The organism is Saccharopolyspora antibiotica (assembly GCF_047200635.1).
In the GTDB taxonomy this organism is placed as follows: domain Bacteria; phylum Actinomycetota; class Actinomycetes; order Mycobacteriales; family Pseudonocardiaceae; genus Saccharopolyspora_C.
This window is the reverse complement of the sequence record NZ_JBJZOI010000018.1, coordinates 130256-150263: the sequence shown is the minus strand read 5'-3', so window position 1 is coordinate 150263 and position 20008 is coordinate 130256. Positions and strand designations below refer to the sequence as shown.

At 72.2% G+C, this 20008-nt stretch carries 16 protein-coding genes and 1 riboswitch; of the genes, 2 read left to right on the top strand and 14 right to left on the bottom strand.

All coding sequences use genetic code 11. The features are described from left to right. Positions 1 to 56 precede the first annotated feature (56 nt). Positions 57 to 3647: a DNA polymerase III subunit alpha gene (dnaE, locus tag ACL03H_RS16715; RefSeq protein WP_412812173.1), complete on the bottom strand. Its 3591-nt coding sequence runs from the start codon at positions 3645 to 3647 to the stop codon at positions 57 to 59. Between the two features lie 350 nt (positions 3648 to 3997). On the opposite strand from dnaE, the gene ACL03H_RS16710 reads away from it, so the two are divergent. After that, positions 3998 to 5014, top strand: a complete 1017-nt coding sequence (locus ACL03H_RS16710) for an AsnC family protein (protein WP_412812172.1) — start codon at positions 3998 to 4000, stop codon at positions 5012 to 5014. A 5-nt stretch (positions 5015 to 5019) separates the two neighbouring features. Here the strand turns inward: ACL03H_RS16710 and ACL03H_RS16705 are convergent, their stop codons facing one another. The 12 genes from ACL03H_RS16705 to ftsZ form a co-directional block, all read right to left on the bottom strand. Further along, positions 5020 to 5421 (bottom strand): hypothetical protein, encoded by a 402-nt coding sequence (locus tag ACL03H_RS16705; RefSeq protein WP_412812171.1) that lies wholly within the window; start codon positions 5419 to 5421, stop codon positions 5020 to 5022. Positions 5422 to 5489: 68 nt separating this feature from the next. Then, positions 5490 to 6407 (bottom strand): RluA family pseudouridine synthase, encoded by a 918-nt coding sequence (locus tag ACL03H_RS16700; RefSeq protein ID WP_412812177.1) that lies wholly within the window; start codon positions 6405 to 6407, stop codon positions 5490 to 5492. Positions 6408 to 6418: 11 nt separating this feature from the next. Then, on the bottom strand, positions 6419 to 7093 hold the full coding sequence (lspA, locus tag ACL03H_RS16695; protein WP_412812170.1) for a signal peptidase II: 675 nt from the start codon (positions 7091 to 7093) through the stop codon (positions 6419 to 6421). Positions 7094 to 7117: 24 nt separating this feature from the next. Beyond that, on the bottom strand, positions 7118 to 8479 hold the full coding sequence (locus tag ACL03H_RS16690; RefSeq protein WP_412812169.1) for an aminotransferase class V-fold PLP-dependent enzyme: 1362 nt from the start codon (positions 8477 to 8479) through the stop codon (positions 7118 to 7120). 37 nt (positions 8480 to 8516) lie between these two features. Further along, positions 8517 to 8631: riboswitch (SAM riboswitch) on the bottom strand. A 115-nt stretch (positions 8632 to 8746) separates the two neighbouring features. After that, positions 8747 to 11929, bottom strand: coding sequence for an isoleucine--tRNA ligase (ileS, locus tag ACL03H_RS16685; protein WP_412812168.1), 3183 nt, complete (start codon positions 11927 to 11929; stop codon positions 8747 to 8749). Between the two features lie 327 nt (positions 11930 to 12256). After that, positions 12257 to 12733, bottom strand: coding sequence for a hypothetical protein (locus ACL03H_RS16680; protein ID WP_412812167.1), 477 nt, complete (start codon positions 12731 to 12733; stop codon positions 12257 to 12259). A gap of 118 nt (positions 12734 to 12851) precedes the next feature. Next, positions 12852 to 13682 (bottom strand): DivIVA-like cell division protein Wag31, encoded by an 831-nt coding sequence (gene wag31, locus ACL03H_RS16675; protein ID WP_412812166.1) that lies wholly within the window; start codon positions 13680 to 13682, stop codon positions 12852 to 12854. 47 nt (positions 13683 to 13729) lie between these two features. Beyond that, positions 13730 to 14029: a YggT family protein gene (locus tag ACL03H_RS16670; RefSeq protein WP_412812165.1), complete on the bottom strand. Its 300-nt coding sequence runs from the start codon at positions 14027 to 14029 to the stop codon at positions 13730 to 13732. Positions 14030 to 14048: 19 nt separating this feature from the next. Continuing rightward, positions 14049 to 14687, bottom strand: a complete 639-nt coding sequence (locus ACL03H_RS16665) for a cell division protein SepF (protein ID WP_412812164.1) — start codon at positions 14685 to 14687, stop codon at positions 14049 to 14051. A gap of 71 nt (positions 14688 to 14758) precedes the next feature. Beyond that, complete coding sequence (locus ACL03H_RS16660; RefSeq protein ID WP_412812163.1) at positions 14759 to 15493, bottom strand: YggS family pyridoxal phosphate-dependent enzyme; 735 nt, start codon at positions 15491 to 15493, stop codon at positions 14759 to 14761. After that, a complete protein-coding gene (gene pgeF, locus ACL03H_RS16655; RefSeq protein ID WP_412812176.1) occupies positions 15490 to 16209 on the bottom strand; it encodes a peptidoglycan editing factor PgeF in 720 nt (239 codons plus the stop codon). The genes ACL03H_RS16660 and pgeF overlap by 4 nt, the downstream gene beginning before the upstream one ends. A gap of 91 nt (positions 16210 to 16300) precedes the next feature. Next, positions 16301 to 17641: a cell division protein FtsZ gene (gene ftsZ, locus ACL03H_RS16650; RefSeq protein ID WP_412812162.1), complete on the bottom strand. Its 1341-nt coding sequence runs from the start codon at positions 17639 to 17641 to the stop codon at positions 16301 to 16303. Positions 17642 to 18084: 443 nt separating this feature from the next. On the opposite strand from ftsZ, the gene ACL03H_RS16645 reads away from it, so the two are divergent. Further along, positions 18085 to 18996, top strand: coding sequence for an SDR family oxidoreductase (locus ACL03H_RS16645; RefSeq protein ID WP_412812161.1), 912 nt, complete (start codon positions 18085 to 18087; stop codon positions 18994 to 18996). On the opposite strand, the gene ACL03H_RS16640 is transcribed toward ACL03H_RS16645, so the two are convergent. Next, positions 18939 to 19961: a helix-turn-helix transcriptional regulator gene (locus tag ACL03H_RS16640; RefSeq protein WP_412812160.1), complete on the bottom strand. Its 1023-nt coding sequence runs from the start codon at positions 19959 to 19961 to the stop codon at positions 18939 to 18941. The two genes, ACL03H_RS16645 and ACL03H_RS16640, sit on opposite strands and share 58 nt — an antisense overlap. Between the last annotated feature and the right edge of the window lie 47 nt (positions 19962 to 20008).

Here is a 20008-nt window from a genome sequence, read left to right as displayed (position 1 = left end):
CCCCCCCCCCACCCTCCCCCCCCCCCCCCCCCCCCCCCCCCCCCCCACGTCGGGGGTCAGAAGGACTCGAAGCACCCCGCGCCGAGCAGCCCCTTGAGCTCACCCTGCAGGCCGTTGTCGGTGGACACGAAGTAGTCGCTGGACAGCGCCAGCCGCGTCACCCCGCGCGGCCCGCTGAGCTTCACGTGCACCGGGACGGTGCCGCTGTGCGCCCGCAGGGTCCGCTTGAGCTCCCCGACCAGGGACTTGTCCACCCGGCTGGCCGGGACCTTGATCACGAAGGCGGGGCTGGTGCCCGGGTCGGTCTCGGCGGCGGAGATGTCCACCGGGACCGCGTCCGAGGCGAACACGCTGATCGCGCCCTCCCGCTCGTTGATGCGGCCCTTGACGGCGATGGCGGTGTCCTCGACGAGGCAGTCGGCGAACATCTCGTAGGACTTGGGGAAGAACAGCACCTCGACGCTGGCGTCGAGGTCCTCGACGGTGACGATGGCCCAGGGGCTGCCGTTCTTGTTGATGCGCCGCTGGATGCCGGAGATCATTCCGGCGATCTTGCACTGGTCCTTGCCGTCCCCGGAGCTCTGCCGCTCGCCGCCGACGAGGTGGGCGATGCCGGTGTCCTGGTACGGCGCGAGCAGCCGTTCGGCCCCGTCCAGCGGGTGCGCGGAGACGTAGAGGCCGAGCATTTCCCGCTCGTAGGCGAGCAGCTGCTTGCGCGGCCACTCCTCGGGGGTGAACTTGAGGTGCGCCAGCGGCGAGGAGTCGTCCGCGGCGTCCTCTTCGGAGCCGCCGCCGAACAGGTCGAACTGCCCGAGCGCTTCCTGGCGCTTGAGCCCGATGACGGCGTCGACGGCCGCTTCGTGGTGCTGCGCCAGCGACATCCGGGTGTGCCCGAGGGAGTCGAACGCACCGGCCTTGATCAGCGATTCGATGACGCGCTTGTTGCAGGCCACCGTTTCGGACTTGTCGAGGAAGTCGGTGAAGGAGGTGTAGCGCCCCTTGTCCTCGCGGATCTTGCAGATGGAGGCGACGACGTTGGAGCCGACGTTGCGGATGGCGGTGAGCCCGAAGCGGATGTCGGAGCCGACGGCGGTGAAGTTGTTGCGGGAGTCGTTGACGTCGGGTGAGAGGACCTTGACGCCCATCCGGCGGCACTCCGCGAGGTACACCGCCATCTTGTCCTTGTTGTCCCCGTTGGAGGTGAGCAGCGCGGCCATGTACTCGGCCGGGTAGTTCGCCTTCAGGTACGCCGTCCAGTACGCCACGAGGGCGTAACCGGCGGCGTGGGACTTGTTGAACGCGTACCCGGCGAACGGCAGGACCGTGGACCAGAGCTTGTCGATGGCCTCGTCCTTGTACCCGTTCGCGAGCATTCCCTCCCGGAAGCCCTCGAACTCCTGGTCCAGCACGGACTTCTTCTTCTTGCCCATCGCGCGGCGCAGGATGTCGGCTCGGCCGAGGCTGTACCCGGCGACCTTCTGCGCGATCGCCATGATCTGCTCCTGGTAGACGATGAGACCGTAGGTCTCGGCCAGGATGTCCTTGAGCGGTTCTTCGAGGTCGGGGTGGATCGGCTCGACGGGCTTCTTGCCGTTCTTGCGGTCGGCGTAGTCGAGGTGCGCGTTGACCTCCATCGGGCCCGGTCGGTACAGCGCGTTCGCCGCCACCACGTCGCCGAACTCGGTGGGCTGCATCCGCTTGAGCAGTTCCCGCATGCCCCCGCCTTCGAGCTGGAAGACGCCGAGGGATTCACCACGCGCCAGCAGCTCGTAGGTGGGGGCGTCGTCGAGCCCGAGGGTGGACAGGTCGATCTCGCGGTCGTGGTTGGCCCGCACCATCTCCAGCGCGTCGCCGAGGATCGTGAGGTTCGACAGGCCCAGGAAGTCCATCTTGAGCAGTCCGATGGCCTCGCAGGACGGGTAGTCCCAGCCGGTGATGACGGAGCCGTCGTCGCGCTGCCACAGCGGCACGGTGCCCAGCAGCTCCTGGGAGGACAGGATGACCGCGCACGCGTGCACGCCGGCGTTGCGGATCAGGCCCTCGAGGCCCCGGGCGGTGTCGAAGATCTGCGAGACGGCCTGGTCGGTCTCGATGAGGGTGCGGACCTCGGCGGCCTCGGCGTAGCGCTCGTGCTGCGGGTCGACGATGCCGGACAGCGGGATGTCCTTCGCGGCGATCGGCGGCGGCAGCGCCTTGGAGATCTTGTCGGCGATCGCGAAGCCCGGCTGCCCGTGGTGCACCCGCGCGGAGTCCTTGATCGCCGCCTTCGTCTTAATCTTGCCGAAGGTGATGACCTGGGCGACCTTGCCGCGGCCGTACTTGTCGATGGCGTACTGCAGCACCTCGTCCCGGCGCCGGTCGTCGAAGTCGAGGTCGATGTCCGGCGGGGAGTCGCGCTCCGGGTTCAGGAACCGCTCGAAGATCAGCCCGTGCTCCAGCGGGTCCAGGTTCGTGATGTGCAGGATGTAGGCCAGCAGCGATCCCGCCGCCGAACCGCGGCCCGGCCCGACGTGGATGCCCTGCGACTTCGCCCACCGCGTCACGTCGCCGACGACGAGGAAGTAAGCGCAGTAGCCCTTCTTGTCCAGCACGTCGAGCTCGGTCTCGACCCGGTCCAGCACGTCCTGACCAGCCCCGTTCGGGTAGCGGCTGGGCAAGAACTCCTCGACCTCGGCCCGCAGCTGCTCCAGCTCGGACTGGCCGCCCTCCACGGTGACCCGCGGCATCCGGTCCTGGAAGGACCACACGTCCTCGTAGGACTCGACCATCTCCGCGACCAGCAGCGTGTTGTCCGCGGCCCCCGGGACCTCCTCGTCCCAGTACGCCCGCATCTCCTCGGCCGACTTCAGGTAGTAGCCGTCACCGTCGAACTTGAACCGGCTGGAGTCGCTCAGCGTCTTGCCCGACTGCACGCACAGCAGCGCGCCGTGCGATTCGGCCTGGTCGGCGGTGACGTAGTGGCTGTCGTTGGTCGCCAGCGGCTTGAGGTTCAGCTCCCCGGCGATCTTGAGCAGGTTCTCCCGCACGGAGCGCTCGATGGGCAGCCCGTGGTCCATCAGCTCCAGGAAGAAGTTCTCCGCCCCGAAGATGTCCCGGTAGTCCGAGGCCGCCTGCAACGCCTCCCGGTACTGCCGCAGCCGCAACCGGGTCTGCACCTCGCCGGACGGGCAGCCGGTCGTCGCGATGATCCCCTCGGCGTGCTCGGCGATCAGCTCCCGGTCCATCCGCGGCTTCCGGTACTGCCCCTCCATGCTGGCGCGGCTCGACAGCGTGAACAGGTTGCGCAGGCCCGTCGCGTTGCGGGCCACCATCGTCATGTGGGTGTACGCGCCCGCGCCGGACACGTCACCGCCCTCGCCGTACTCGTCGGTGCCGCGCTGCTTGGCCTCGCCCCAGAACACCGGCTTCTTGTGGTAGCGGCTGTTCGGCGCGATGTAGGCCTCGATCCCGATGATCGGCTTGATCCCGGACTTCTTCGCCTGCTGGTAGAACTCGTCCGCCCCGAACATGTTCCCGTGGTCTGTCATCCCCACGGCCGGCATCTCCAGCCGTGTCGCCTCCGCGAACAACGGGGCGACCTTCGCCGCGCCGTCGAGCATCGAGTACTCGGTGTGCACGTGGAGGTGGACGAAGGGATCGACTGGCACGGGGGAGCCTCCTGCGCGATCGGCCGGGACGGGCGCGGCCCGTTCGGCGGCCTCCCCCTGGACGCGAGCGACGGCGAACGGGCCGGGAAACCGGACCCGTTCAGCGAGGCGCGACACCGGTCCGATCGACGGTGCGAGAACCACAGGGGCGGCCGCGGCGGTGCCGGACCGAGACAGCCTAACGCCAGGCCTCCCGACCTCCCGGCAACCCCCGTGGCGTGCCGCGAGGTCGTCTTCAGCGGTATCGATCCCGAACCCGCCGAGCTGCGCGGCGCCCGGACCGGCCGGGCCGTTCCCAACATCCGCCCGACCGGACAACGATCTCCGGCGAGGGGGTAGCGTGGCGTGCCGTGACAGCCCCTGATCCCGTGGACGTGCGCCTGCTCACCGCCGTCGCAGAATCCGGCCGCGCGGCGGTGCCCGAGCTCGCCGGACGACTCGGGATGGACGTCCGGGACGTGGCCGCCCGCTTGGCGGCGCTGTCCACCACCGGGCTGCCGATGGTGGTCGGTGTGGAGTGCGATCCGGTCGGCATCCGCAACGCCGTCGCCGCCGCCCACGCCTGGGCGGCCCAGGCCAGCGGGGGTTACCAGGTCTCCGGGCCGCACGCGGTGCCGAATCCGCCGAGCGGTGGTCACCAGGTGCACGGGGGCCTGAGCGGTGGGCACACCGGCGGTCACCCGGGCCAGGCCCCGCAGCAGCCGTTCGTCCCGGCCCCGCCCGCCTCGTTCGCACCTCCCCAGCAGCCGCAGGCCGCCCCGCCGCAGCACGGTCCGCCGCAGGCGGCGAACCCGTGGGGCCCGCCCGGTTCGGCGGCGTGGGCGCGCGGCGACCAGCCCGCCGGCCAGTCCGGTCCGCAACAGGCACCGCGCCCCCAGGCCGGAGCCGCCGACGCGCTCACCGCGAAGACCCCGGCGCCCGGCCAGGGCCAGCCGGTCGCGGCCCGCACCGGGAAGGTCGGCAGCAAGCTCGACGTGGACGGCCTCGAAGGCGAGCGGATCACCATTCAGCTCGTGGAGGTCGTCGATCCGGCGGACTTCCTGTTCACCGCCGCCGGTTACCAGCTCCAGGAGGGCGAGCGCTCGGTCGTGGTGCACACCGAGCTGACCAACCGCAGCCCGATGCCGTTCACCTCGCTGCCGGACCTGTACCTGGTGCTGGTGGCCGCGGACGGTTCCACGGTCGGCAAGGCGCCGGTGTCGCTGTCCTCGCGCCCGCCGCACCGCATCGGCGTTCCGCCCGGCGAGACCGCGGGCGGGCACACCGTGTACGTGCTGCCGGACGAGACCGAGCTGGCGGCGGTCCGCTGGTCCCCGCGCCCCGGGGACGAGCAGCGGACCCTGCTCTGGGACATCACCGACCTCTGACCGCGCTACCGCGCGCGGCGGCGCCGGATCCAGTCGAGCGCGGCGGCACCGCGCGGCTGGGCGGGCTTGCGCTCGCGGCGGTGCAGCGTCGGCCACTCGCCCGCGTCGCCGGAGCTCCCCGGCGCCGGGTCGGCGCCCAGCACCGCGGGGCCGGCCCGGCCCACGTCCTCGGCCGCGAGCAGTTCCGCGAGCCCCCTCGTCGCCGTGCCGGGCTCGTCCGGTTCGGTGCCGGGCGCGGGCGGCGCGTCGTCCTCGCGGACCCGCGGCACCGGCTGCGTGATCGGCTCGGGCCGCGCGCTCGGTTCGGACCCGGGCAGCAGCGAGCCGCTCCACGACATCCCCGTCGGCGGGCCCGGTGCGTCTCCGGTGAGCTCGCGCCGGGCTCCGCCCGCTGCGGCCTCGGCCATCGGTCCTCCCCCGCGATCACGGCTGCTCGCCGACCAAGCTACGCGATCCGGTCTCCGCGACGCGGCGGTCAGGCGTCCTGCGCCCGGAGGACGTCCAGCGCCTGCTGCAGATCGGCCGGGTAGTCGCTGGTGAAGGTGACCCACCTGCCGTCCGCGGGGTGCTCGAAGCCGAGCATCCGCGCGTGCAGCCACTGCCTGCTCAGCGCGAGCCTGCGGGCCAGCACCGGGTCCGCCCCGTAGGTCAGATCGCCCGCGCAGGGGTGCCGGACGGCGGCGAAGTGCACCCGGATCTGGTGGGTGCGCCCGGTCTCCAGCTTCACGTCCACCAACGAGGCCGCGCGGAACGCCTCCACCGTCTCGTAGTGGGTGATGCTGGGCTTGCCGCCGCTGACCACGGCGAACTTGTAGTCGTGCTTGGGGTGCCGGTCGATCGGCGCGTCGATGGTGCCGCTGCTCGGATCGGGGTGGCCCTGCACCAGCGCGTGATAGCGCTTCTCCACGGTGCGCTCCTTGAAGGCGCGCTTGAGCACCGTGTAGGCGTGCTCGCTCTTGGCTGCCACCATGACGCCGGTGGTGCCCGCGTCCAGCCGGTGCACGACGCCTTGGCGCTCGGCGGCTCCGGAGGTCGCGATCCGCACCCCGGCGGCGGCGAGCCCGCCGACGACGGTTGGCCCCTCCCAGCCGGGGCTGGGGTGCACGGCCACGCCGATCGGTTTGTCGACCACCACGATGTCGTCGTCCTGGTGCAGGATCCGCAGGCCCTCGACGGGCACGGCGACGACCTCGGGCCCGGGGCGCGCGTCGGGCAGCACGACTTCCAGCAACCCGCCCGCGACGAGCCGGTCGGACTTGCCGACCGGGGCCCCGTCGAGCAGCACCTCGCCGGATTCGGCGATCCCGGCGACGGCGTTGCGGGAGAGCCCGAGCAGCTTCGCCAGCCCCGCGTCGACCCGCATCCCCTCCAGGCCGTCGGGGACGGGGAGCATCCGCGCCTCGCTCATGAGCGGCCCCCGCGCTTCGCCCGGACGTGCAAGGTGCCGTCGTAGTCGCGGCCGAGCAGCGACAAGACCACCACGAGGATGCCACCGCACACGATGGCCGAGTCGGCGACGTTGAACACCGGCCACACGCTGCCGTCCGGTGCGAACAGCGAGACGAAGTCCACCACGTGCCCCCGCAGCGGCCCGGGAGCGCGGAACAGCCGGTCCACCAAGTTGCCGCAGGCGCCGCCGAGCACCAGCCCGAGCCCGATGGCCCAGCCGGTCGAGCGCAGCTTCGGCGCCAGCCACACGATCGCCCCGACCACCGCGATCGCCAGCAGCGCCAGCAGCCAGGTCATGCCGGTGGCCAGCGAGAACGCGGCCCCGGGGTTGCGCACCAGCACCAGGTAGACCGAACCGCCCAGCAGCTCCACGGCCGGTCGGCCCTCCAGCGCCGCCACCGCCGCGATCTTGGTGACCACGTCGGCGGCGAGCAGCAGCGCGGCGACCCCGAACAACAGCACCAGCAACGCGCGGGGGGCCCGGGACGAGGCGACCGCCTCGGCTCCGCCCGCCTGCTCGGCTCCCTCGGCCGCCGTTTCCGGGGCGCGCGGTTCCGGCTCGCGGGAAGCGCCCTCCCCCGCGGCGGGGTTCGATCCTGGATGCTCGGAGTCGGTGTTCACCCGTCCCATTCTCCCCGACCCCGGCTCGACGGCTCACGCCAGGCCGGTCGGGAACTCCCTGGGGTCGTCCGCGGGCACCCAGCGCCCGTCCTGCTGTTCGTAGCGCCACCGCGGTCCGCGGGCCACGAGGGACCGGAGCGCGGTGACGAGGCGATCCACGTGCTCGACGGTCGTGCCGAGCCCGAGGCTGATCCGCACGGCCCGCTGCTGGCCCGAACCGGTGAGCAGGTGGCGCACCGCGCGGTGCGCGCAGAACAACCCGTCCCGCACGCCGATGCCGTGCTCGGCGGACAGCGCGGCGGCCAGCAGCCCCGGGTCCTGCCCGTCGATGGTGAAGCTCACCACGCCGACCCGGTCGTGCTCGGGGCCGAACAGGCTGAGCTCCCGCAGCCCGGGCACCTCGGCGAGCCCGCTCCGCAGCCTGCGCAGCAGCTGGTCCTCGTGCCCGGCGATCGCCTCGGCGTGCTCGGCCAGCGCTTCGCAGGCGGTGGCGAGCGCGTGCACGCCGACGGTGTTCGGGGAACCGCCCTCGTGCCGCTCCGGCCCGCTGGTCCAGTCGATCTCCCCGGTGTCGGGGACCGAGCGGGTCGCCCCGCCGCCCGCCAGGTACGGCGGGGCCTGCTCCAGCCAGTCGTCGCGGCCGATGAGGGCGCCCGCACCGAAGGGCGCGTAGAGCTTGTGCCCGGACAGCACCGCGTGGTCCACGCCGAGGTCGGCGATCCGCACCGGGCGGTGCGGGGCGAGCTGCGCGGCGTCGAGGACCGTGCGCGCCCCGTGCGAGCGGGCGACGCGGGCGAGCTCGGCGACCGGCCACACCTCACCGGTGACGTTGGAGGCACCGGTGAGCACCGCGAGCTTCGGCCCCTCGGGACAGGCGGCGAGCGCGTCGTCCAGCAGCCGCACGGCCTCCTCCGGGCTGGCCGGGATGCCGAGGTGGCGCACCCGGGTCCCGCCCCAGGGCAGCAGCGCGGCGTGGTGCTCGGTGTCGAAGACGACCACCGAGGTCTCCGCGGGCAGCGCGGCGGCCAGCAGGTTCAGCGCGTCGGTGGTGTTCCGCGTGAAGATCACCGAGTCGGTGCGGCGAGCGCCGACGAACCGGCGCAGGACGTCCCGCGCCCCTTCGTAGACGCGGGTGCAGACCTGCGAGGCGAAACCGGCGCCCCGGTGCACGCTGGCGTACCAGGGCAGCAGCTCGTTCACGGCGTCGCGCACCGCGTTCAGGCAGGGCGCGCTGGCTCCGTGGTCGAGGTTCGCGTACTCGACGGACCGGCCGGTGACCAGCGGAACCCGCAGCTGGGAGCCGACCACCGCGGGCACCACCGGGACGGAGTCCACGAGGGACCAGGCGGGGGTGGGGGTGCGCTCACCGGTGGCGGAGCGGACGGCTGACGACACGATGCCTCCTCAGGCCTCCCGGGCCCGGAGCGTTCGGGGCCCGCGCTTGCCGATCGCCCTGCGCGATCGGCCAGGTCCTCACCCGGGGCACCCCACCGCGGTAGGAGGGTTGCCGGCCAGCAAACCGGGGTTTCCCGCTGGCACTCATGACCTTCGCCGGAGAACACTAGGGATCGACTCCGCCGCGCGCAACACCCCGTCCGCGAAGTGGGAGGCGCGCCACGCCCGTCCGGGCGGGCCCGCGAGGAGCCCGCCCGGACGCGACGATCAGACGCGGGTGACGGCGACCGACACGGCCACGCCGTCCCCGACGCTGCCCTCGGAACCGCCTTCGGCCTCGCCCGCCGCCACGGCGTCGGCGAGGGTCTCACCGGCGATGAACGCGCGGTGCGCGTCGACGGCGGCCAGCACCTCCGCCGGGGCGGAGAGCTCCACCCGGATCCGGTCCGAGACCTCGAAACCGGCGTCCCGGCGGGCCTGCTGCACGACCCGCACCACGTCCCGGGCGACGCCCTCGGCGGCCAGCTCCGGGGTGACCTCGCAGTCCAGCACCACGAGCCCGGTGCCGCCGGGCAGCGCCGCGGCCGCCCCGGTGTCGGTGGAGACCAGGCGCTCGGTGAACTCGCCCTCCTGCAACTCGATGCCACCGGCGACGACGGCACCGGCCGGGGTCCGGGTCCAGTCGCCGGACTTCACGGCCTTGATCACCCGCTGCACGTCCTTGCCGAGCCGGGGTCCGGCAGCGCGGGCGTTCACGGCGATCTCGAACCGGCCGTGGGCGGCCACGTCGGAGGTCAGCTCGACCTCCTTGACGTTGACCTCCTCGCGCACCAGGTCCGCGAACGACCGCAGCGCTTCCGACTCCGGCACGGCCACGACGAGCTTCGCCAGCGGCAGCCGCACCCGCAGCGTGTTGGCCTTGCGCAGCGCCAGCGCCGAGGAGCACACCTGGCGCACCCGGTCCATCGCCGAGACCAGCGCCGCGTCGGCGGGCAGCTCGTCGACCAGCGGCCAGTCGGTCAGGTGCACCGAGCGGCCGCCGGTGAGCCCGCGCCACACCGCCTCGGCGGTCAGCGGCAGCAACGGCGCCACCACCCGGCTGGTCACCTCCAGCACGGTGTGCAGGGTGTCGATGGCGTCGGCGTCCCCGGCCCAGAACCGGTCCCGGGAGCGGCGCACGTACCAGTTGGTCAGCACCTCCAGGAAGTCCCGGACGCTGGCGCAGGCCCCGGCGGGGTCGAAGACGTCCATCGCTGCCTGCACGTCGCCGACGAGTTCGTGGGTCTTGGCCAGCACGTAGCGGTCCAGCACGTGCTGGCTGTCCACCCGGAACCGGCCTTCGACGCCCTCGGCGTTGGCGTACAGCGCCAGGAAGTACCAGGAGTTCCACAGCGGCAGGACGGCCTGGCGAACCGCGTCCCGGATGCCGCGCTCGGTGACCACGAGGTCCCCGCCGCGCAGGATCGGGCTGGCCATCAGGAACCAGCGCATCGCGTCCGAGCCGTCGCGGTCGAAGACCTCGTTGACGTCCGGGTAGTTGTTCTTCGACTTCGACATCTTCATGCCGTCGTCGCCGAGCACGATGCCGTGCGCGACGACGTTGGAGAACGCCGGCCGGTCGAACAGCGCGGTCGCCAGCACGTGCAGCAGGTAGAACCAGCCGCGGGACTGGCCGTTGTACTCGACGATGAAGTCGCCCGGGTAGTGGTGCTCGAACCAGTCGGCGTTCTCGAACGGGTAGTGGACCTGGGCGAACGGCATCGCCCCGGACTCGAACCAGCAGTCCAGCACCTCCGGCACCCGCCGCATCGTGGACCGGCCGGTCGGGTCGTCCGGGTTGGGGCGGGTCAGCTCGTCGATGTTCGGGCGGTGCAGGTCGGTGGGCCGCACCCCGAAGTCGCGCTCCAGCTCCTCCAGCGAGCCGTACACGTCGGTGCGCGGGTGGGCGGGATCGTCGGAGGTCCACACCGGGATCGGCGAGCCCCAGTACCGGTTCCGGGAGATGTTCCAGTCGCGGGCGTTCGACAGCCACTTGCCGAACTGGCCGTCCCGGATGTGCCCGGGCACCCAGTTGATCTGCTGGTTCAGCTCGACCATGCGGTCCCGGAACTGGGTGACGGCCACGAACCAGGACGACAGGGCGCGCTGGATCAGCGCGTTGTCGCAGCGCCAGCAGTGCGGGTACGGGTGGTCGTAGGTCTCGTGCCGCAGCAGCAGCCCGGCTTCCTTGAGGTCCCGGATGATCGGCTTGTTCGCCTCGAAGACCTGCAGCCCCTCGTACGGAGCGACCTCGGCGGTGAACCGGCCGCGCGCGTCCACCGGGACGACCGGCTCGATGCCGTGCGCGTCGGTGACGAGCTTGTCCTCCTCGCCGAAGGCCGGAGCGATGTGCACGACCCCGGTGCCGTCGTCGGTGGTGACGTAGTCGGCGGGCAGCACCTGGTGGGCGTTCGTGCGCCCCGCGAAAAAGTCGAACGGCGGCCGGTAGCTCGTGCCGACGAGCTCGGCACCGGTGAACCGGGCGACGACGCGGTCGGCGACGTCCTCACCGAGCTCCCGCGCGTACGCGCCCAGCCGGGCCTCGGCGAGGACGTAGCGCTCGCCGCCCTGGCCGGGTTCGACCAGCGCGTAGTCCACCTCGGGGTGCACGGCGGCCGCGAGGTTCGACGGCAGCGTCCACGGAGTCGTCGTCCACACCAGCGCCAGCGCGCCGTCGAAGACCTTGCCGGGCGCGGCGAGCCGCAGGCCCACGGTCACCGCCGGGTCCTGCCGCTGGCGGTAGGTGTCGTCCATGCGCGTCTCGGTGTTGGACAGCGGCGTCTCGCAGCGCCAGCAGTACCAGAGCACCTTGAAGCCCTCGTAGATCAGCCCCTTGTCCCACAGGGTCTTGAACGCCCACATGACGCTCTCCATGTAGTCCATGTCGAGCGTCTTGTAGTCGTTGTCGAAGTCCACCCAGCGGGCCTGGCGGGTGACGTAGTCCTCCCACTCCCGCGTGTAGCGCAGCACGGAGGCGCGGCAGGCCTCGTTGAACTCGCCGACGCCCATCGCCTCGATCTCGGACTTCGAGGTGATGCCGAGCTGCTTCTCCGCCTGCACCTCGGCGGGCAGGCCGTGGCAGTCCCAACCGAAGCGGCGTTCGACCCGCCGACCGCGCATGGTCTGGTAGCGCGGCACCGCGTCCTTGACGTACCCGGTGAGCAGGTGCCCGTAGTGCGGCAGGCCGTTGGCGAAGGGCGGGCCGTCGTAGAAGACGAACTCGTTCGCGCCGTTCCGGCCGGCTTCCCGCGCCTGCACGCTCTCCTGGAAGATCTTGTCGCCGGACCAGAAGTCGAGGACCTCCCGCTCGATCCGCGGGAAGGAGGGCTGCGCGGCCACGCCGCGCTCGTGCTGCGGGTCCCGGTCGGGGTTGTCGGCGGTTCCGCCGAATCGGACCTTCGGATAAGCCATCGCGGGTGTGCTCCTCGCCGGTGTGTCGTCGTCAGCCGCACGGGCAGCGCTCTCGCCGCCCACGCGGGGACGACACGACGCGCGGCCGAACCCTGCGACCGCCCGCGTCCCGCGGTACCACCCCGCTTGCCACCGCGCACCGACGGCGACCCCTCGTTCTCGGCTGTCACGGGCCGAACCCGTCCGGTTCTACTGGGGCCGTGGCCCGTTCTTCCGGAGGCTCCCCGGTGATGGCCGGATCAACGCCGATGCGGACCGGTCGCTCCCCGCGACCAGCCCGCATCCAGCATAGCTTCGCACCGCCACCCGTTTTTCGCGGCCACCGGCTCAGCGCACCGCGCGCGCCTTCTCGGCCAGCACCGCGTCCGGGGCGCACCGCGCGCAGGCGGTGAAGCCCAGCTCGCGGGCTTCGCGCACCGGCAGGCCTTCCACCGCCCGCTCCCCCAGCCAGCCGCAGCCTGCCAGGTGGTAGCGGGGGCGTTCGTCGACCACCACGACCTCGTCCTCCGAGTCGGACACCAGCAGCGCGTCCGCCGCGTCGGTGTCCTCCTCGTCAGGTTCACGATCGTCGGCTTCGTCGTCGGCCGCTTCCCCCGGTTCCCGCCCTGCTTCCCCCTCGGGCGAGGACCCCGGCGACGACGAGCTCGCTTCCCGTCGCCGCCGGAACCGCTCCACCACGAGCAGAGCCGCGGCCAGCACGCTGAGCAGCACCGACAACCAGGACCACTCGGGTCGGTCGATCAGCACCGACGTGACCAGCACCCCGCCAGCCGCCAAGACCAGGAACAGCACGACCAACAACAACCGAACACTCCATTCACCGCACCGAGCGGGGACCCCCTTGTCCCCTGCTCACCAGACCGCCGACGGCACCCCTGCCGCTCGGCGGTCCCGAGGCCGGTGGTCGCGGTCGACCGACCGCTCAGCCGGCTTCGGCGGCGCGTGCTCCGAAGCTGTAGGTGTTCTGCTGCGAGGCAGCGCGGCTGCCGCTCTCGGCGGGTGCCGCCGAGCCCCGGTCCTGCAGCTCGCGCAGCTGCGACTCCAGGTAGGTCTGGAGCCTGGTGCGGTACTCGCGCTCGAACGTGCGCAAGGTGTCGATCTTCTTCTCCAGCGCGTTCTTCTCCTGGGTGATGTTGCCCATCACCTCGGCGTGCTTGCGCTGGGCGTCGCGCTCCAGACCGGCGGCCTTCTCCCGGGCCTGCCGTTCCAGGGTCTCGGCCCGGGTCCGGGCGTCGTTGAGCATGGTCTCGGCACGGGTGCGCGCCTCGTTCACCATGCTGTCGGACTTGGACCGGGCGTCCGAGAGCAACTGCTCGGACTTGGTGCGCGCCTCGGAGAGCATCCCGTCGGCCTCGGCCTTGGCCTCACCCGTCAGCCGGTCGGCCATCTCCTGAGCGAGCCCCAGGACCTTGGCGGCCTGCACGTGGTGATCACCGCCGGGCGAGGTCTGCTCGGCCGCGGTGGGTGCCGGGACCGGCGCGAGCCGACGCGGTTCCTCCACCGGAGCGGGGGCGGCGGACACCGCGGACGCCGCCTGGCTGCGGGCGTCGTCGAGATCGACCTGCGCCGACTGCAGCTGGTTCTCCAGCTGCTCCATCTGGCTGCGCAGATCGTTGTTCTCCTCCACCAACCGGGCGAGCTCGGCTTCAACCAGGTCGAGGAAAGCATCCACCTCGTCCTCGTTGTAACCGCGCTTCCCGATCGGCGGTTTACTGAACGCGACGTTATGCACGTCGGCGGGGGTCAGGCCCACAAGATCACCTCACGCACTCTTCGGCTGCGGGTCACCCGGGTTCCCCGTTACCCGGACTGCGCCCATAGTCTCAACAGCAGCTGCATCAGTATGAACACAACCAGCAGCAGCACCATAATGGATAGGTCCAGTCCTACACCGCCGATCCGGACCGTCGGGATCACCCGACGCAGCAGCCGGATCGGCGGGTCGGTCATTGTGTAGATGCTCTCCAACGCGATTGCAACCCCTCCGGCGGGGCGCCAGTCGCGGGCGAACACCCGGACGAGCTCGATCACGATACGTGCCGTGAGCAGCAGCCAGAAGAAGAAGACCACGTAGTAAAGGACGATCAGCGCCAGTTCCACAGCTCAACTCTGCCACCGGTCAGCCGTAGTTGAAGAAGGCACCCTCGGCCAAGCGGCGCTTGTCCTCGGCTGCGACGTCCACGTTGGGCGGTGAGAGCAAGAACACCCGGTTGGTCACCTTCTCGATCGAACCGCGCATCGCGAAGGCCAGACCTGCGGCGAAGTCGACCAGACGCTTGGCGTCGGCCTCGTCCATCTCGGTCAGGTTCATGATCACCGGCGTGCCGTCGCGGTACTGCTCCCCGATCGTGCGAGCCTCGCTGTAGCTCCGGGGATGCAGAGTTGTGATCTTGCTCAAGCTGAAGTGGCTGCCGGTGTCGGTGACGGCCCGCAGCCGGGACACGGACTCCCGCTCAGCCGCGGTGCGCGCCGCCGTCTCCGGCGTCCACTGCCGCCGCGGGGGCTTGACCTCGCGATACTCGTCCGCGCGGTGCGCGGTCTCGCGGTGCCCGTGGTCGTCGAACGGCTCGGCCCCGGACGCCTCGTCCTGGTACCCGCCGCGCACCCCGACCCGGCGGCGGCCGTTGATCCGGTCGGCTGGAGCCTCGTAGTCGTCGGCGTCGCCGTAGTGGTCGGCGTAGTGGTCGTCGTCGAAGTCGTCGACCTCGTCGGCAGGCACCATGCCGAAGTAGGCCTTCAGCTTGTGCATCGTGCTCATCGGCGTGCCCTTCCTCCGCGACTCCTCCGAGCCGAACGCGGTCCCACCCGCCCTCGACCCCTCCGCCCAGGCTACGGCGAGATTAGCCGCCGTCCGCCCAGCAGCGCCGTTCCGACACGCACCCGGGTGGAGCCGTGCGCCACAGCACTCTCCAGATCTCCGCTCATCCCCGCCGAGATCACTCCAGCTTCCGGGAACTCGCGGCGGAGCCGACCGGCGATCAAGGAAAGTGTGTCGAACGCCACGTCCGCAGGAGTGGTCTGGGGCGCCACCGCCATCACTCCGCGCAAGTCCAGCTCACCCTTCGTCGCCACGAGCTCCGCGAGCGCGGGCACCTCGGCGGGAGCGCAGCCGCCCCGCCCCGCCGCCTCGTCGAGGTTCACCTGAACGAGAATTTCGAGCGGGCGTGTCCGCTCCCCGGCGTCCCAGGCGTTCCGGACGGCCCCGGACAGCGCCTCCACGAGGCGCGGGCTATCGGCGGATTCGACGACATCGGCCCACCGGGCCACCGACCGCGCCTTGTTCCGCTGCAGCTGCCCGACCACGTGCCAGCGCGGCGCCGCGTCCGGGCGCAGCTCGGCGAGCTCGGCGACCTTCGGACGGGCCTCCTGCTCGCGGTTCTCCGCGAACGCGGTGAGCCCCAGATCGGTCAGCAGCGCCACGTCCCGCGCCGGGAAGGTCTTGGTGACCGCGAGCAGCTCCACGTCGCCGGCGGGACGCCCGGCGGCCGCGCACGCCGCGTCCAGCCGCTGCCGGACCGCCCGCAGCGATTCCGCCAGTTCCGCGCGCCGCTCCTCGTCGTTCACCGCTCCTCCTCGGGTTCCGCCCACACGACGGCCGCGAACCGACCGGTGCGGGGCCCGTCGCGGCGGTGGCTGAACAGCTCGCGGCTCTCCATGGTGCAGCGCGGATCGACGCCGATCTTCGCGATCCCGGCACCGGCCAGCTGCTCCCACAGCCCGGCGCGCAGGTCCAGGCCCGGGGTTCCCCTCCGGGTGCGGCAGCCGCTGCCCGGCAGGTACTCCTCCACGTCGTCCCGCATCGCCGCGGGCACCTCGTAGCACTGGCCGCAGGCGGCGGGCCCGAGCAGCGCCTCGACGTCGTCGAGCCGGGCCCCGGCGTCGCGCATCGCCTTCAGCGCCTCCACCAGGACCCCGATCCGCGCCCCGACGCGGCCCGCGTGGACGGCCGAGACCACGCCGGTGACCGGATCGCCGAGCAGCACGGGCACGCAGTCCGCGGTGAGCGCGGCGAGCGCGAGCCCCGGCTCGGCGGTGACCAGCGCGTCGGTGGCCTCCACCGGCTCGTCCCGGGGGCCGTCCACGAGCTCGGCGTGCTTGCCGTGGATCTGCTCCATCCAGACCACCCGCCGGGGATCGAGGCCGATCCCGGCGGCGAGCCTGCGCTCGTTGGCCGCCAGCGCCTCGGGGTCGTCGCCGACCCTGCCACCGAGGTTGAACGAGTCGAACGGCGGCGCGGAGCTGCCGCCTTCCCGCGTGGTGATCACGCGCCGGATCCGCACTGTCACTCCCGTACTAGAAGGGTCGTGGCGCACGAGCGGGCACCGGGACCAGTCCGGTCCCGGTGCCCGCTCGTCGTCCCCGTGCGCGCGGTCAGCGCCGCATGAACGGGGGGATGTCCACGTCGTCGTCGTTGTCGTCGGCCACCGGCACCGCGCGCGAGGGCAGCTGACCGCTCATGCCCTGGGTACCGGTGTGGGTCGGGTAACCGCCGCGGGTCGGCACGGACACTCCGCCGTCGCCGTAGCCCGGCCGCGGTTGGTAGTGCTCCCGGTGCTCGGACTGCTGGGAGGCCTGCGGCTGCGGGGTTTGCTCGACCGGCGCCGGCTGCTGGGCTGGCTGCGGCGGTGCCGCGGGCGCGGCCGGTTCCGGCGCGGGTTCGGAGGTGCTGTCGACCACCTGGCCCTCGGTGACCTGCCCGGCCTCGCCACCGGCGACCGCGTCGCGGCCACCGACCCGGGTGGGCTCCAGCTTCTTGTGCGTGGGCGCGCCCGCGTCGAACCCGGCGGCGATCACGGTGACCCGCACCTCGTCGCCGAGCGAGTCGTCGATCACCGTGCCGAAGATGATGTTGGCTTCGGGGTGCGCGGACTCCTGCACCAGGGAAGCGGACTCGTTGATCTCGAACAGGCCGAGGTCGGAGCCGCCCGCGATGGCCAGCAGCACGCCGTGCGCGCCCTCCATCGAAGCCTCCAGCAGCGGCGAGTTGATCGCCTTCTGCGCGGCCTGCACGGCTCTGCCCTCCCCGCGCGCCGAGCCGATGCCCATCAGGGCGCTCCCCGCTCCGGACATGACGCTCTTGACGTCGGCGAAGTCGAGGTTGATCAGACCGGGCGTGGTGATCAGGTCGGTGATGCCCTGCACACCGGACAGCAGCACCTCGTCCGCGGAGCGGAACGCGTCCATCAGGCTGACCCCGATGTCACCGAGCTGCAGCAGCCGGTCGTTCGGGATCACGATGAGCGTGTCGCAGCACTCGCGGAGCTCCTTGATGCCCTGCTCGGCCTGGTTCGCCCGGCGCTTGCCCTCGAAGGAGAAGGGCCGGGTGACCACGCCGATGGTCAGCGCACCCAGCTTGCGGGCGACGTCGGCGATCACGGGGGCGCCACCGGTACCGGTGCCGCCGCCCTCGCCAGCGGTCACGAAGACCATGTCGGCGCCCTTGAGGACCTCTTCGATCTCTTCCTTGTGGTCCTCGGCGGCCTTGTGCCCGACCTCGGGGGCGGCGCCCGCGCCGAGGCCGCGGGTCAGCTCGCGGCCGATGTCGAGCTTGACGTCGGCGTCGGACATGAGCAGTGCCTGGGCGTCGGTGTTCACCGCGATGAACTCGACGCCCTTGAGGCCGACCTCGATCATGCGGTTCACGGCGTTGACACCGCCACCACCGATGCCGACGACCTTGATCACCGCGAGGTAGTTGTGCGGGGGCGTCATCGGGTCCGCCTTCCTGATCGTGGCTGAGCGCTCTGCGTTGCTCGGGCCGCTTCGACAGCGGTCACCGTAGGAACCGGACAGTGGTCCGGGGCTGGCACGGGGACCGGTCTGCGCCGGAGTGGTCCCGTGCGAGCACAAGATCGAAACGCGGTCAACCCCGTACCCGGTGCGGACCGTAGGCGTCCCCGCGTCGCCGCGTCCAGCAGCCACGCCGGGAGCTCTCCCAGGTGTGTCATGCCAACCACGTCGCAGATCCGCCTCGACCGTCGTTCTCGCCTGCTTGGTGATCGGCGTGGAACGCGATCACCTCCGTTCACCGTACCGCGCGCTCGGGCGTGCCGGGCGGGCCGCTCGGGAAAACGGCGTCGCGGAAATCCGGACCGCGGTCGTCCGGTTTCGCCACCACCATCGTCCGGACAGACCGGTTTCGAGGGAGGAGCACGATGGTGGATCAACCGCTGCGCGGGAGGATCGCGCTGGTCGCGGGGGCGACGCGAGGCGCGGGGCGCGGGATCGCCGTGGAGCTGGGCGCCGCGGGCGCCACGGTGTACGGCACGGGCCGCACGACCCGAGAGCAGCGCTCCGAGTACGACCGGCCGGAATCCATTGAGGACACCGCGGAGCTGGTGACGGCCGCGGGCGGTGAGGGCGTCCCGGTCCGGGTGGACCACACCGACCCGGAGCAGGTCCGCGCGCTGGTGGCGCGGATCGAGCGGGAACGGGGGCGGCTGGACCTGCTGGTCAACGACCTCGGCGGCGAGCACCTCACCGATTGGCACAAGCCGGTGTGGGAGCACTCGCTGGACATCGGGCTGCGCAGGCTGCGGGTGGGCGTCGAGGCCCACCTGATCACCAGCCACTTCGCGCTGGGCCTGCTGTCCCGGCGTCCCGGCGGGCTCCTCGTGGAGCTCACCGACGGCACCACCGAGTACAACCGGCGCTACCGGCGCGACCTGGGCGTCTTCTTCGATGTGACGAAGATCGCCGCGAGCCGGATGGCGTTCGGCCTGGCCGAGGAGCTGGGCGCGCACGGCGGCACGGCGGTGGCGGTCACGCCCGGCTGGCTGCGTTCGGAGATGATGCTGGAGCTGTTCGGGGTCACCGAGGAGAACTGGCGGGAGGCCGCCGAACCGCACTTCGGGATCTCCGAGACACCGCGCTTCGTCGGTCGCGGCGTCGCGGCCCTGGCGGCGGACCCGGAGGTGTCCCGCTGGGCGGGGCGCACGCTCTCCAGCGCGGAGCTCGCGCGCCACTACGGGTTCACCGACCTGGACGGCTCGCTGCCGGACGCCTGGCGCTACATCACCGAGGTCGTGGAGCGGGGCGGACCGGAGGACACCACCGGGTACCGCTGATCCACGGCGTAGAGCGCGGCCAGCGCGGCCGCGGTTCCGGCCATCCGGCGCCGCATCGGTTCCGGGGCGAGCACTCGCACCTCGGGGCCGAGGCCGAGCAGCTGCCCGTGCGCGACGTCCAGGGACTCGACGGGCAGGGTGGTGCGCACCCAGCCCTGCTCGTCGGGCTCCCCGGCCGCGGTGCGCGCGTCCGCGGCGGCCGGCCGGCCCACGTGGACGTGCAGCTCGCGCAGGCCGGCGGGGCTGATCGACACGGTGATCTCCTCCCGGAGCAGCGCGCGGGCGAACTCGGCGGTGTGCCGCTGCCAGAAGTCCGGCAGCGCGAAGTCCTCGTCCCGCTCGAAGGGTTCGCCGAGCTCGACCTGCCGGAACCGGTCCACCCGGTAGACGAGGAACCTCCCGCCGCTGCGCCCGGCGACGTACCAGGCGCCTGCCTTGAGCACGAGGCCGTGCGGGTCGATCTCGCGGCGCACCTCGTCCTCCCCCCGCCGGTAGACGACCCGCAACCGGCGGTCCTGCCACACCGCGTCGGCGAGCTCGGCGAGCAGCGGCGGGGTCTCGGCCTCGCGGAACCAACCGGGCGCGTCCAGGTGGAAGCGTCCCGAGACCCGGTCGGGCACGTCGCGGAAGCCCGGAGCGAGCGCCGCCGAGATCTTGCGCCGGGCGCTGGAGACGTGCTCGGTGAGGCCCATCTCGGCGGCGGGCCCGGGGATCCCGGCCAGCAGCAGCGCTTCCGCCTCGGCGCGGTGCAGTCCGGTGAGCCGGGTGCGGTAGCCGCCCAGCAGGCGGTAACCGCCGTGGCGCCCGCGTTCCGCGACGATCGGCACCCCGGCTTCGGCGAGCGCGAGCACGTCGCGAGTGATGGTGCGCTCGGTGACCTCCAGCTCCGCGGCCAGCTCGGGTCCCGTCATGCCGCCCCGGGACTGCAGCAGCAGCACCAGTGAGATCAACCGCGCCGCCCGCATCGCGCTCCTCCCCGCCGTTCCCCGCGCACGGTACGGGAGCCCACCGA

Excerpts from the sequence above, each read along its gene's own strand:
- ACL03H_RS16665 (WP_412812164.1), bottom strand. The coding sequence starts at position 14,687 with ATGAGCACGATGCACAAGCTGAAGGCCTACTTCGGCATGGTGCCTGCC.
- ftsZ (WP_412812162.1), bottom strand. The coding sequence starts at position 17,641 with ATGACGCCCCCGCACAACTACCTCGCGGTGATCAAGGTCGTCGGCATC.
- ileS (WP_412812168.1), bottom strand. The coding sequence starts at position 11,929 with ATGGCTTATCCGAAGGTCCGATTCGGCGGAACCGCCGACAACCCCGAC.
- ACL03H_RS16705 (WP_412812171.1), bottom strand. The coding sequence starts at position 5,421 with ATGGCCGAGGCCGCAGCGGGCGGAGCCCGGCGCGAGCTCACCGGAGAC.
- ACL03H_RS16640 (WP_412812160.1), bottom strand. The coding sequence starts at position 19,961 with ATGCGGGCGGCGCGGTTGATCTCACTGGTGCTGCTGCTGCAGTCCCGG.
- lspA (WP_412812170.1), bottom strand. The coding sequence starts at position 7,093 with ATGGGACGGGTGAACACCGACTCCGAGCATCCAGGATCGAACCCCGCC.
- ACL03H_RS16645 (WP_412812161.1), top strand. The coding sequence starts at position 18,085 with ATGGTGGATCAACCGCTGCGCGGGAGGATCGCGCTGGTCGCGGGGGCG.
- ACL03H_RS16700 (WP_412812177.1), bottom strand. The coding sequence starts at position 6,407 with ATGCTCCCCGTCCCCGACGGCCTGGAGGGGATGCGGGTCGACGCGGGG.